Annotated in this window: 9 protein-coding genes; all 9 read right to left on the reverse strand. The window is 68.0% G+C overall.

Going from position 1 to position 13,540, the window contains the following annotated elements; all coding sequences use genetic code 11:
• Positions 1 to 16: 16 nt before the first annotated feature.
• Positions 17 to 1,522, reverse strand: coding sequence for a glutamate synthase subunit beta (locus AC4AMJ_RS09835; protein WP_489896067.1), 1,506 nt, complete (start codon positions 1,520 to 1,522; stop codon positions 17 to 19).
• Positions 1,515 to 6,086 carry a glutamate synthase large subunit gene (gene gltB, locus AC4AMJ_RS09840; RefSeq protein ID WP_489917956.1) on the reverse strand — a complete coding sequence of 1,524 codons (4,572 nt, stop codon included), beginning with the start codon at positions 6,084 to 6,086 and terminating at the stop codon, positions 1,515 to 1,517. The genes AC4AMJ_RS09835 and gltB overlap by 8 nt, the downstream gene beginning before the upstream one ends.
• 254 nt (positions 6,087 to 6,340) lie before the next feature.
• Positions 6,341 to 7,768 (reverse strand): prolipoprotein diacylglyceryl transferase, encoded by a 1,428-nt coding sequence (gene lgt / locus AC4AMJ_RS09845; protein WP_489917957.1) that lies wholly within the window; start codon positions 7,766 to 7,768, stop codon positions 6,341 to 6,343.
• Positions 7,769 to 7,812: 44 nt separating this feature from the next.
• Positions 7,813 to 8,646, reverse strand: a complete 834-nt coding sequence (gene trpA / locus AC4AMJ_RS09850) for a tryptophan synthase subunit alpha (protein ID WP_489896069.1) — start codon at positions 8,644 to 8,646, stop codon at positions 7,813 to 7,815.
• Complete coding sequence (trpB, locus tag AC4AMJ_RS09855; protein ID WP_489896070.1) at positions 8,643 to 9,959, reverse strand: tryptophan synthase subunit beta; 1,317 nt, start codon at positions 9,957 to 9,959, stop codon at positions 8,643 to 8,645. The genes trpA and trpB overlap by 4 nt, the downstream gene beginning before the upstream one ends.
• Before the next feature lie 45 nt (positions 9,960 to 10,004).
• Positions 10,005 to 10,823: an indole-3-glycerol phosphate synthase TrpC gene (gene trpC, locus AC4AMJ_RS09860; protein WP_489917958.1), complete on the reverse strand. Its 819-nt coding sequence runs from the start codon at positions 10,821 to 10,823 to the stop codon at positions 10,005 to 10,007.
• Between the two features lie 80 nt (positions 10,824 to 10,903).
• Entirely contained in the window at positions 10,904 to 11,746 is an 843-nt protein-coding gene (locus AC4AMJ_RS09865; RefSeq protein ID WP_489917959.1) for a TIGR02234 family membrane protein, read from the reverse strand.
• Positions 11,743 to 13,356 (reverse strand): anthranilate synthase component I, encoded by a 1,614-nt coding sequence (locus AC4AMJ_RS09870; RefSeq protein ID WP_489917960.1) that lies wholly within the window; start codon positions 13,354 to 13,356, stop codon positions 11,743 to 11,745. Before AC4AMJ_RS09870 ends, AC4AMJ_RS09865 begins: the two co-directional genes overlap by 4 nt.
• Positions 13,353 to 13,532: a tautomerase family protein gene (locus AC4AMJ_RS09875; protein WP_066162994.1), complete on the reverse strand. Its 180-nt coding sequence runs from the start codon at positions 13,530 to 13,532 to the stop codon at positions 13,353 to 13,355. Before AC4AMJ_RS09875 ends, AC4AMJ_RS09870 begins: the two co-directional genes overlap by 4 nt.
• Between the last annotated feature and the right edge of the window lie 8 nt (positions 13,533 to 13,540).

Consider the following 13,540-nt stretch of genomic DNA (forward strand, 5'->3'; position numbering starts at 1 on the left):
CTCGTTGAGAAGGTACTCAGCGAACCGAGAGCGGCAACGCCGCCGGTCGCACTGGTGACGGCAGGTCGGACTCCCCCATGAGGAACTCGTCGACCGCGCGTGCCGTCGAACGCCCCTCAGCGATGGCCCACACGACCAACGATGCCCCGCGATGCGCGTCTCCACACACGAACACTCCGGGCGCGTCGGTCTGCCAGTCGCTGCCGCAGGACAGCGATCCGCGGCGGTTCGGTTCGATGTCCAGATCGGCCAGGAGCGGACCACCCCTCACTCCGGCGAAACCGATCGCGAACAACGCCATCTCGCAAGGGATCTCGAACTCGTCGCCGACCGGGGTCACGACCCGGCGGCCATCGGGTTCGCGGGTGACCTCGACCTCGGCGAGGACCATCGTGGTCACGTTGCCGTCCGCGTCGCCGACGAAGCGCTGCACCGCGACCTCATATTTGCGTTCGCCGCCCTCGGCGTGCGCCGACGACTCCCGCATGACCAACGGCCAGGTGGGCCACGGCGACCGGCTGTCGTCCCGGTCGAGCGGCAACGCCGGGTTGTAGTCGAGTTGCACCACCGACGCCGCGCCCTGACGGTGCGCGGTCCCCAGGCAGTCGGCGCCCGTGTCGCCGCCGCCGATGATCACCACATGTTTGCCCGCGGCAGTGATGGGCGACGGACCGTCCCCCTCACACTCCTTGTTCGCCGGGACGAGATGCTCCATCGCGAGGTACACACCATTGAGGTCGCGACCCGGCACCGGGTTGTCGCGCGCCTCCATCGCACCGATCGCGAGGACGATCGCGTCGTGGTGTGAGCGCAGCTCCTCCACCGACATGTCGGTGCCGACATCACAGCTGGTGACGAACTCGGTTCCCTCGGCCCGCATCTGCGCGACCCGGCGGTCGATGTCGGACTTGGGCAGTTTGTATTCGGGGATCCCGTAGCGCAGCAGCCCGCCGATCCGATCGTCGCGTTCGTAGACGGTCACATCGTGTCCGGCGCGGGTGAGCTGCTGGGCCGCGGCCAGCCCGGCCGGCCCCGAGCCGACGACGCCGACCGACTTCCCCGAGCGCGAAGCCGGCGGTTCGGGACCGATGATGCCCTCCGCCCAGGATTCGTGGGCGATCGTCTTCTCGATCCGTTTGATCGTGACGGCGCCGCCGGTGGTCTGCTCGGAGATGGACAGCACGCAGGCCGCCTCGCACGGCGCCGGGCACACCAAACCGGTGAACTCCGGGAAGTTGTTGGTGGCGTGCAACCGGGCGCTGGCCGCGTCCCACCGTCCGCGACGGACGAGGTCGTTCCACTCCGGGATCAGATTGCCCAGCGGGCATCCCGCGGTGCCGGAGTGGCAGAACGGAATGCCGCAGTCCATGCACCGACGGCCCTGCTCGGAGACCTCTGCCAGCTCCTTCAGTGGATTCTCCGGATGGGCGTAGACGTCACCCCAGTCCTGCACCCGCTCGGCGATGGGCCGGTACTTCGCTTCCTTCTTCGAGATGTCCAGAAAACCGCGTGGATCAGCCACGAGCCGCCTCCATGATCGCTGAATCGACATCGCGCCCTTCGGCTTCGGCCATGCGAGCGGCGTCGAGTACTCGTTTGTAATCGGTGGGCATCACCTTGGTGAAAGCCAGGCATCGCCGCGGCCAGTCGGCGAGCATCGAGGCACCGATCGCCGAACCGGTGAGTTCGGTGTGGGTGGTGATCGTGTCGCGCAGGAACTGCAGGTCGTCGGGATCGGGTCGCAGCAACTCGACCATCGCCTTGTTCACCTTGGCCGGATCGAGGTCGTAGACGAATGCGATACCGCCGGACATCCCCGCCGCGAGGTTGCGCCCGGTGGGTCCGAGGATGATGACCCGCCCACCGGTCATGTATTCGCAGGCGTGGTCGCCCACACCCTCGACCACCGCGGTTGCGCCCGAGTTACGCACAGAGAATCGCTCGCCGACACGTCCCCGCAGGAACACCTCGCCCGACGTCGCGCCGTAGAGGATGGTGTTGCCGGCGATGACCTGGTCCTCGGCGATGAACCATGCGTCCGGGTCGGGTGCGACGACGATCCGGCCGCCACACAGCCCCTTCCCGACGTAGTCGTTGGTGTCGCCGGACAGCTTGATCGTGATTCCCGGCGGCAGGAACGCGCCCAGCGATTGTCCGGCCGACCCGGTCAGGTTCACCACGATGGTGTCGTCGGCAAGACCCTCCGCGCCGTAGCGTCGGGTCACCTCGGACCCGAGCAGGGTGCCGACCGTGCGGTTCACGTTGCGCACCGGCAGTTCCAGGGTGACCGGGTGCGCGTCCTCGAGTGCACCTTCGGCGAGCTGGATGAGGGTCTGATCCAGCGCACGGTCGAGTCCGTGGTCCTGGCCCCGCACCCGGCGGGTCGGGCCCTTGTCCTCGAACTTGCGGAAGATCGGTGTCAGGTCGAGGCCCTTGCTCTTCCAGTGCGCGACGGCCTCCGCGGTGTGCAGCCGCTGCGACTGGCCGATCGCCTCGTCGAGGGTCCGGTAGCCGAGCTGGGCCAGATGTTTCCGGACGTCCTCGGCGACGAACCGGAAGAAATTCACCACGTGGTCGGCCTGGCCGGTGAACCGGGCGCGCAACTGCGGGTTCTGTGTGGCCACTCCGACCGGGCAGGTGTCGAGGTGGCAGACCCGCATCATGATGCAGCCGGTGACGATGAGCGGCGCGGTGGAGAAGCCGTACTCCTCGGCACCGAGCAGCGCGGCCATGATGACGTCGCGGCCGGTGCGAAGGGCGCCGTCGCACTGAACGGTGATGCGGTCACGTAGACCGTTGAGCATCAGCGTCTGCTGCGCGTCGGCGAGTCCGATCTCCCATGGGGTGCCGGCGTGCTTCAACGATGTCAGCGGCGACGCACCGGTCCCGCCGTCGTGCCCGGAGATGAGCACGACGTCGGCGTGGGCCTTGGAAACACCGGTCGCGACCGTCCCGACACCGACCGCGCTCACGAGCTTGACGTGGATACGGGCATCGGAATTGGCGTTCTTCAGATCATGGATCAGCTGGGCCAGGTCCTCGATCGAGTAGATGTCGTGATGCGGCGGTGGCGAGATGAGGGCCACACCCGGTGTCGAGTGCCGTGTCTTGGCGATCCACGGGTACACCTTGTAGGCCGGGAGCTGGCCACCCTCACCGGGTTTCGCGCCCTGCGCCATCTTGATCTGGATGTCGGTGGCATTGATCAGGTAGTCGCTGGTGACGCCGAATCGTCCGGATGCCACCTGCTTCACGGCGCTGCGGCGCTGAGGGTCGTAGAGACGGTCGACATCCTCGCCGCCCTCACCGGAGTTGGATCGGCCGCCGATCCGGTTCATGGCGATCGCGATCGTCTCGTGGGCTTCCGCCGAGATCGAGCCATAGCTCATCGCCCCGGTGTTGAACCTTGTCATGATCGCCTCGACCGGCTCGACCTCGTCGAGCGGGATCGGGTCGCGCGCGGACAGGTCGAAGTCGAACAGCCCGCGCAGCGTGCCGCCCTCGCGGGAGAGTTTGTCGACCTCGTCGGAGTACCGCTGGAACACTTCGGCCTGACCGGTCTTGGTCGCATGCTGCAGCAGGAAGATCGTCTCGGGCGTGAACAGGTGGAGCTCGCCCTCACGGCGGTACTGGTACTCACCGCCGACGTCGAGTCGACGGTAGACCTGTTCGGTCGCGTTCTCCGGGAAGGCCCGATGGTGACGGATCCGGACCTCCTCGGCGAGTTCGTCGAGACCGACGCCCTCGATCCGCGACACCGTCCGGGTGAAGTATTCCTTGACCACAGCCGACGACAGCCCGACCGCTTCGAAGGCCTGTGCACCGGTATAGGAGCTGATGGTCGAGATGCCCATCTTGCTCATCACCTTGAGGACACCCTTGCCGAGTGCCTCGAGGTAGTTGCGGCTCGCCTTCGACGGGGTGACCCCGGTGAGTTCGCCTTCCGCGATGAGATCCTCGATCGACTCGAGTGCCAGATAGGGATTGACCGCTGCCGCACCGAAGCTGATGAGCAATGCGATGTGGTGCACCTCGCGGGCGTCGCCGGACTCGACGACCAGCGCGACCTTCGTGCGCTCCTTGGTCCGCACGAGGTGGTGATGAACCGCCGACGTCGCGAGCAGCGACGGTATCGGGGCGTGGTCGCGATCGGTGTGGCGCGTCGAGATCACCAGTGTGGTGTGTCCTTCGGCGATGGCCTGGCTGGCCCGCATCCGAAGATCCTCGAGGGCGGCCGCCAGCCCCGGACCGCCGTCGGCGACCTCGTAGAGGCCGTGGAGCACCTTGGCCGACAGGCCCGGGTTGTCCCCGTCGTCGTTGATGTGTACGAGCTTGGCGAGATCGGCGTTGTCGATGACGGGCCAGTGCAGCAGGATCTGTCGGCACGACGCGGCGGACGGGTCGAGCAGGTTCTGCTCCGGCCCCATCACACGCGCCATCGAGGTGACGATCTCTTCGCGGATGGCGTCCAGCGGCGGGTTGGTGACCTGCGCGAACAGTTCGACGAAATAGTCGTAGAGCAGTCGGGAACGCTTCGACAACACGGCGACCGGGGTATCGGTGCCCATCGACCCGAGCGGTTCGTAACCGGAGGCGGCCATCGGGGTGAGCAGGACCCGCATGTCCTCTTCGGTGTAGCCGAACGACAACTGTCGGCGCACGACGGTGTCGTGGTTCGGCTTGTACACGGGGCGGCTGGGCAGTGTGGCGATGTCGAGCAGGCCCGCGTGCAGCCATTCGTCGTAGGGTTCCTCGCCGATGAGGTCGCCCTTGATCTCCTCGTCGGGGATGATCCGTCCCTGCTTGGTGTCCACCAGGAACATCCGGCCGGGCTCGAGCCGTCCCTTGGAGATGACGTCGTCGACGGGGACGTCGAGGACGCCGGCTTCCGACGCGAGGATCACCCGGCCGTCGCGGGTCTGCCACCAGCGGCCGGGGCGCAGGCCGTTGCGGTCGAGCACGGCGCCGACGACGGTGCCGTCGGTGAACGTGACACATGCCGGCCCGTCCCACGCCTCCATCATCGACGCGTTGAACTGCAGGAACGCTCGGCGTTTCGGGTCCATGTCCGGGACGTTCTCCCACGCCTCCGGGACCATCAGCATCACCGCGTGCGGCACGCTGCGGCCGCCGAGGTGGAGCAGTTCGAGGACCTCGTCGAGCGATGCCGAGTCCGAGGCCTCCGGGGTGCAGATGGGGAAGGCGCGCTTGAGGTCGCCCGGGATGAGATCGGTCTGCAGGAGGGCCTCACGGGCACGCATCCGGTTGCGGTTGCCCCGGACCGTGTTGATCTCGCCGTTGTGTGCGACGAACCGGAACGGGTGAGCCAGCGGCCACGACGGAAAGGTGTTGGTGGAGAACCGGGAATGCACGATGGCGATGGCGCTGAAGCAACGGTCATCACGCAGGTCGTCGTAGTAGAGCGGCAGCTGCATCGTGGTGAGCATGCCCTTGTAGACGATCGTCCGGCTCGACAGCGACGGGAAATACAGACCGGTCCCGGCCTCTTCGATCTCCGCGGTGACGCGTTCGGCCTGCTTGCGGAACGGATAGATGTAGCGGTCGAGGTCGAGCCCGCCGATCCGCTCGCCTCCTGGCGCGGGATCGACGGTGACGAAGAGCTGCATCATGTAGGGCATACAGCCCAACGCCGTCTCGCCGACGTCGGCGCGCACGGGATCGACCGGGAGTTCGCGCCAGCCGAGGATCGTGACACCTTCGGTGTCGGCCAGATCGGTCACGCGGGCGATGGCGCTCTCACGCAGCGTCGGATCCGCAGGTAGAAAGCATGTCCCGGCGGCGTAGGTGTTCGCACCGCTCGAAGTGGGTTCGGGAAGGTCGAAATCGACGACCGCGCGAAGCAGTTCATGCGGCAGCTGGATCAGGATGCCCGCGCCATCGCCACTGTTGGCCTCGGCTCCGGCCGCGCCGCGGTGTTCGAGATTCTCCAATGCCAGTAGGCCGTCGGCGACGATCGAGTGCGATCGTCGGCCGTAGACGTCGGCCACCATGGCGACGCCGCACGAATCCACCTCGGCGGCGGGGTCATACAGGCCCTGTTTGGCCGGCAATGCAGAAAACAACATCTCGAACCTCCACTCGACTCGCTGACGAATCGCAATGTCCTCAGGGACAGCGCTGGCCCGTGGAGCAGTGCCGGTGTCGGATCGGTTGGGCTGACCCCGCACACCGCGAAACATAACCTTATCCGACTGAATCCGGCGACGCCGTCTTCTCTGCTGTGATCAATGTCGGATCGAACCCGCGTCGGATCGGCCGAGGCTGGATCGAGCCGCGAGTGGGGTAACCGGCCCTCGCCGTGCGACGCAAGCCGACTCGGTCAGCGAGAGGTGTCGCTGTCGGCGTCGTCGGGGGTGCCGTCGGCGTCGTCGGGGGTGCCGTCGGCGTCGTCGGGGGTTCCGTCGGCGACATCGGGGGTTCCGTCGGCGACATCGGGGGTTCCGTCGGCGACATCGGGGGTTCCGTCGGCGACATCGGGGGTTCCGTCGGCGACATCCGAGGTTCCGTCGGCGACATCCGAGGTTCCGTCGGCGACATCCGAGGTTCCGTCGGCGACATCCGAGGTTCCGTCGGTGACGTCGGGGGTTCCGTCGGCGACATCCAGGGTTCCGTCGGTGACGTCGGGGGTTCCGTCGCGCGTGACCTCGGATTCGAGAACCCAGTCGTCGGAGGTGGTCTCCGAGATCACCGGCTCACCGTCGTCGGTGCGAGGCGTGTGACGAGCGATGGCCGCCGCGAGCGCGGCCTCGGCGGGACTCGGCGCGTCGTCGTCATCTGCGGGGAGTCCGACCCGGACATGGGCGGCGCCATCGTCGACGTAGCCCACCACCCCCAGCTCCTCGAGCTCCTCGGCCCGCTCGGGGTGATAGATCTCCAGTCCCTGCTCACGACCCTTCGGCGCGAGCACGAAGTACGCTGCCGCACACGCGAACACCAGGATCGCGGTGAACACGTTGATGCGGGTGCCGAAAATGTGGGTGGCCGGGTCGGACCGCATGAGTTCGACACCGAACCGCCCGACACAGTAACCGGCGACGTACAGCGCGAACAGTCGCCCGTGTCCGATCCGGAAGCGGCGGTCGAGGACGACGAGCAGGATCACGACCAGGACGTTCCACAGCAGTTCGTAGAGAAATGTCGGGTGCACGATCGCCACCACGTGGCCGTTGGAGGTGCCTGAGATCAGGCCGGGGTCGGCGTAACCGTTCGGGTCGACGCGTTCATAGATCTCGAGACCCCACGGCACGCTGGTCTCGCGCCCGTACAACTCCTGATTGAAGTAGTTCCCCAGTCGTCCGATGGCCTGGGCGAGCAAGATCGCCGGCGCGAGGGCATCTCCGAACGGGGGCAGCTTGATGCCGTGGCGGCGGGCACCGATCCAGGCACCGAGCGCGCCGAGCAACACCGCACCCCAGATCCCCAGACCGCCGTCCCAGATCTTGAGTGCATCGATCGGCTCTTTGGGACCGTCCCCGAAATACGTCTGCCAATCGGTGGCGACGTGATAGAGGCGCCCACCGACGAGGCCGAACGGGACGGCCCAGATCGCGACGTCGAGGACCTCACCCTCTTGTCCGCCGCGCGCCTTCCACCGGTGATTGCCCCAGAAGACCGCGATGACGATACCGACGATGATGCAGAGCGCATAAGCACGGAGCGGCAGCGGCCCGACGTGCCACACGCCCTGCGGAGGACTGGGGATGTAGGCCAGGATCGTCGGCCCAGCCATGGGTGTCGGCACCGTCACGGTGCCACCCTAACCGACGTGCCGACGACCGCTGCCACCCCGCACTACGAGGCCGCAGGAGCCGGCGACCGCACTCCGGCGGCGAGGTCCTCCACCAGCGCGGTCAGGTCGCCGACGCCTGACTTCGCCGCGCTCACCAGCGCAGAGCCGACGATCACGCCGTCGGCATACGCGGCGATCTCGGCGGCCTGCGCACCGTTGCGCACGCCGAGGCCAACGCCGATGGGAATGTCCGAATGGGCACGGACCCGTGCACACAGCTCCGGGGCGGCATCGGACACCGCGTCACGGGCGCCGGTGACACCCATGGTGGAGGCCGCATAGATGAATCCGCGCGACGCGTCGACGGTCATCGCCAACCTCTCGTTGGTCGACGACGGCGCGACCAGGTAGATCCGGTCGAGGTCGTGTTCGTCGGACGCGGCGTGCCAGGCGGCGCCCTCCTCGGGGATGAGGTTGGGGGTGATCATGCCCGCGCCGCCCGCGTTGGCCAGATCCCGGGCGAAGCGATCGACACCGTATTGCAGGACCGGATTCCAGTAGCTCATCACCACCGCCTGCCCACCGGCGTCGGTGATCGCCTGCACGGCGGTGAACACGTCCCGCACGCGCACACCATTACCCAGCGCGGTGTCGGCGGCCTCCTGGATGGTGGGCCCGTCCATCACCGGATCGGAGTACGGCACACCGACCTCGATGATGTCGCACCCGGCCGACACCATGGCCCGGAAGAACTCCACCGATTTCTCCACGGTGGGGTACCCGACCGGAAGGTACCCGATCAGCGCGCTGTGGCCGTCGGCTCGGCAGCGTTCGAAGGTCGGTCCGAGTTTCGACGGAGCGGTGTGGGTGATGGTCGCGGTCGCTGCGTCGCTCATACGGGCTCCCCGGTCTGCTCGCCGCCGGCGGCCGCCTCGTCTTGTGACGGCGGCTTGTCGAACAACCCGAACCATTCGGCGGCGGTGTCGACGTCCTTGTCGCCGCGGCCGGACAGGCTCACCACGATGACGGAGCCGTCGCCGAGTTCCTGCCCGAGCTTGAGTGCACCGGCGACCGCATGGGCCGACTCGATGGCGGGGATGATGCCCTCGCGGCGGCTCAGCAGCGCCAGCGCATCCATGGCCTCGGTGTCGGTGATCGGGTAGTACTCGGCGCGACCGATGTCCTTGAGGTAGGCGTGTTCGGGGCCGACGCCCGGGTAGTCGAGGCCCGCCGAGATCGAGTGGGACTCGATCGTCTGGCCGTCCTCGTCCTGCAGCAGATAAGAGTAGGCGCCCTGGAAGGCGCCCGGCGTGCCGCCGGTGAACGTGGCCGCGTGCCGGCCGGTATCCACTCCGTCACCCGCCGCCTCGTAGCCGACCAGCCGGACGCCGGTGTCGTCGATGAACGGGTGGAAGATGCCGATCGCGTTGGACCCGCCGCCGATACAGGCGACGACCGCGTCCGGTAGCCGCCCGGCCTGCTCGAGGATCTGGACACGGGCCTCGAGTCCGATGACCTTCTGCAGGTCTCGGACCATCGCCGGGAACGGGTGCGGCCCTGCGGCGGTACCGAAGCAGTAATAGGTGTTGTGCGCGTTGGTCACCCAGTCGCGCATCGCTTCGTTGATGGCGTCCTTGAGGGTGGCCGAGCCGTTGTCGACGGCGATCACGTCGGCGCCGAGCAGCCGCATGCGGGCGACGTTGAGCGCCTGCCGATCGGTGTCGACCCGACCCATGTAGACCACGCATTCGAGGCCGAGCAGTGCACACGCGGTGGCCGTCGCCACGCCGTGTTGACCGGCACCGGTCTCGGCGATCACACGCGACTTGCCCATCCGCTGGGCCAGGAGCGCCTGGCCGAGGACATTGTTGATCTTGTGCGAGCCCGTGTGGTTGAGGTCTTCGCGCTTGAGGAAAATCCTTGCGCCGCCAGCTGATTCACGCAGTCGCTTCGCTTCGTACAGGGGCGACGGCCGCCCGGTGTAGTCGCGTTGGAGGCGGTCGAGCTCGGCGAGATAGTCGTCGTCGCGGCGGAGCTTCTGATAGGTCGTGGTGACCTCGTCGATCACGGCCATCAGCGCTTCGGGCACGTGGCGCCCGCCGTAGACGCCGAAGTGGCCGCCTTCGTCGGGCTCGATCGATGTCCGGGTGGTGAGCCCCACGCTCGCCGCCGGATAAGAGGTCTCTGAGGTGTCGGTATGGGAGGTCACGGTCTCTTGTCGTCGCTCATCGGGTTGGTCGGGCGGAGATGTCCGTCAGCGAACCGGTTTGGGGCAGGACGGGTGGGTCCCCGCGGTGACCAGCTCGGACACGGCCGCGCGCGGGTCGCCACTGGTGACCAGTCCCTCCCCGACCAGCACCGCGTCCGCACCGGCGCCGGCGTAGGCCAGCAGATCGGCCGTGCCGCGGACACCGGATTCGGCCACCCGGATCACCTTGGTGGGCAGTCCGGGGGCGATTCGAGCAAAGCAGTCGCGGTCGACCTCGAGGGTCTTGAGGTTGCGTGCGTTCACGCCGACGACCGAAGCGCCGGCCTCGAGTGCCCGGTTGGCCTCCTCCTCGGTGTGCACCTCCACCAGTGCGGTCATCCCGAGGCTCTCGGTGCGGTCGAGCAGGGAGGCGAGCACGTTCTGTTCCAGCGCTGCCACGATCAGCAGGATGACGTCGGCGCCATGGGCCCGGGCCTCGTGGATCTGGTAGGGCCCCACGATGAAGTCCTTGCGCAACACCGGGATGTTCACCGCGGCGCGCACGCTGTCGAGGTCCGCGAGGGAACCACGGAACCGGCGTTCCTCGGTGAGGACACTGATGATGCGGGCACCGCCGGCCTCGTAGGCACTGGCCAGCTCGGCCGGGTCGCCGATGGTGGCGAGATCTCCCTTGGAGGGGCTGGCTCGCTTGACCTCGGCGATGACGCCGATGCCGGGCTGGCGTAGCGCCTCCATCGCGTCCTTGGGTGCGGGGGCCTTCGCGGACGCGGCTTTGACCGCCGCGTAATCGACCACGGCTTCGCGCGCGGCCACATCAGCTCTGACTCCGTCGATGATGGAGTCGAGGACTGTCGGCATACTCACGACCGTTGGCCCCCTTTCGGTGTTCGTTGTGTTCTCAGGGTAGACCGCGGCCCGTTTCGAGCTGAGGTCGGGTTCGTCGCTCAGCGACGCCCTTCGTCGTCGTCGGGGACGGTCCCACCGGGCCTGCCGTCGTCGTCGACATCGGTGGGATCGATGCCGGTGTCGAGGGCATCCCACATCATCCGTTCGTTCGCGACCGGACCTTCGTTACGCGCGGAAGTGTCGGCGGGTGGTTCGGCCGTGTCGCCCGCGTGGCCGGTGGCGCCCTCGGCGTCGGCCGCCTTGCGCTGCTCGTGTTCGGCGAAGATCTGTCGCTCGAGCTCCTCGCGACGGGCGCCCGGCGTCTGATACTTCGACGACATCCCGGTCGCACCCCCGGCGACCCGGAGCAACAACACCCCGGCCAGCACCGCGCACAGTGAACCGATGAGGACCACCACGGCCGCCCACGAGTTCGTGGTGATGAGCAGGACCTGGAACCGTCCCGGGATGTCGGCGGCATTCGACGCGTAACCCGAGTCGGCACCGCCGGTCAGCAGCGAGATCGCCGGCACCGCAGAAACCACGCCCGCGACGGCGACCAGCAGCGCGATGATGCGCAGACCCCATCCGCGAACCGAGAACGCGGCGAGGATGGCCGCCAGCAGGGCCAGCGCGAGCGGGGTCAGCCACGGGCTCCAGTCCGAGCCCCTGACGTCGAAGGTGCGCGGTGGCGCCAGCCCGTCCGACGCCAGGACGTGGCACCAGACCAGCCGGGAGGCCGACCACAGGGCCAGCGCGCACAGCGCCAGCAGGACGGCGGCGATGATCTGCCGGCGACGCAGGAACGCCTTGGTCGCGGCTTCCGGATCCATGCGCGACGGCGACGAACCGGACGGAATCGGGCCCGACGGTGCGGGACCATCCGGTGTGGAATCGGTCATCGGCTGCCGGCCTCCCCGACCGTCTGGTCCGCGCTTGGATCGTGCCCGACCGGATCGTCCACGCCGACGCGTCGCATCGTCGCGGCCGCCGCGACCGCATTGAGCACCGCGGTCGCCTTGTTGCGGGCCTCGTTGTACTCGTACTCGGGCTCACTGTCGGCGACGACCCCGCCACCGGCCTGGACGAACGCACTGCCGTCGGCCATCAGCGCGGTGCGGATGGCGATGGCGGTGTCGGCGTCACCGGCGAAGTCCAGATATCCGACGATGCCGCCGTACACACCCCGCCGGGTCAGTTCCTGCTCGTCGATGAGTTGCATCGCCCGAACCTTCGGCGCCCCGGTGAGGGTGCCGGCCGGAAAGCACGCCGTGACGGCGTCGAGTGCGGTCTGGTCGTCGCGCAGGGTGCCGGAGACCGTCGACACCAGGTGCATCACGTGGCTGTACCGCTCGACGTGCCGGTAGTCGCTGACCTTCACGGTGCCGGGGCGGCAGACCCGTCCCAGGTCGTTGCGGCCGAGATCGACGAGCATCAGGTGCTCGGCGTTCTCCTTCTCGTCCTCGACCAGGCCCTTGGCGAGGAGCTGGTCTTCTTCCTCGGTCTTGCCGCGCCAGCGGGTGCCCGCGATGGGGTGCGTCGTGGCGACACGATCCTGGACCGTCACCAGCGCCTCCGGACTGCTGCCGACGATGGTGAAGGGGCCACGCCCGGCACGAGCACTCCCGGACGGATCGGTGTCGCCGTCCTCGACGCCCGGCATCCGGAGCAGGTACATGTACGGACTCGGGTTGGAGGCGCGCAGCACGCGGTACACGTCGATGGGGTCGGCATCGGTCTGCATCTCGAAGCGCTGCGACGGCACCACCTGGAAGGCTTCGCCCGCCTCGATCTCGCCCACCAGATCCCGGACGATCTCGCCGTATTCGGCGAGCGTGCGTTGCGAGCGGTACTCCGGTGCCGGCCGGTCGAAATGCGACACGGTCGACGGGGCCGGCGCGGCGAGGGCTTCGGTCATGCGATCCAGCCGCGCGACGGCGTCGGCGTAGGCCTCCTCGACCCGATCGGCGGAGCCGTCCCAGTTCACCGCATTGGCGATCAGGGTGATCGTGCCCTCGTGGTGATCGACTGCGGCGAGGTCGGTCGCCAGCAGCATCATCATGTCGGGCAGACCGAGGTCGTCGACCGTGGTCTCCGGCAGACGCTCCAGGCGCCGCACCATGTCATAGGCGAAGAACCCGACGAATCCACCGGTGAGTGGCGGCATGTCCGGGAACGGGTCCGTGGCCAGCAGGCGCAGGGATTCGGCGAGGGCCTCGAGCGGGTCCCCGCCGTCGGGTGCACCGTTGGGCACTTCTCCCCACCATCGCGCCTGGCCGTCGACGACGGTCAGGGCCGACGGTGAGCGCGCACCGATGAACGACCAACGCGACCAGGAGCGCCCGTTCTCCGCGGATTCCAGCAGGAAGGTCCCCTCGCGGTCGCCGGCGAGTTTGCGGTATGCCGACAGCGGCGTCTCGGAGTCCGCGAGTACCTTGCGGGTCACCGGCACCACCCGGTGATCGGCGGCCAGGTCGAGGAACTCCTCGAGCGTTGTGGTGGTGGCGCTCATCCCAGTGGCTCGCCGCCGACGCCCCACTGCTGTCGCGGTACCTCGGTGATGGTCACCCAGACGGAATCGGGGTTCTTGCCGGTGGCCTTCGCGTAGGCCTCGGTCACCGCCGCGATGGTCTCGCGCTTGACCCGGTCGGACAGGCCGGGTGTCTGCGAAATCTGGATCAAGGGCATTCCTGCCG

It is taken from the genome of Gordonia sp. LMA484 (assembly GCF_058129505.1).

Bases quoted from the DNA above. Each gene is read 5' to 3' on its own strand.
- gltB (WP_489917956.1), bottom strand. From the start codon at position 6,086: ATGTTGTTTTCTGCATTGCCGGCCAAACAGGGCCTGTATGACCCCGCC.
- trpA (WP_489896069.1), bottom strand. From the start codon at position 8,646: ATGAGCGACGCAGCGACCGCGACCATCACCCACACCGCTCCGTCGAAA.
- AC4AMJ_RS09865 (WP_489917959.1), bottom strand. From the start codon at position 11,746: ATGACCGATTCCACACCGGATGGTCCCGCACCGTCGGGCCCGATTCCG.
- AC4AMJ_RS09870 (WP_489917960.1), bottom strand. From the start codon at position 13,356: ATGAGCGCCACCACCACAACGCTCGAGGAGTTCCTCGACCTGGCCGCC.
- AC4AMJ_RS09875 (WP_066162994.1), bottom strand. From the start codon at position 13,532: ATGCCCTTGATCCAGATTTCGCAGACACCCGGCCTGTCCGACCGGGTC.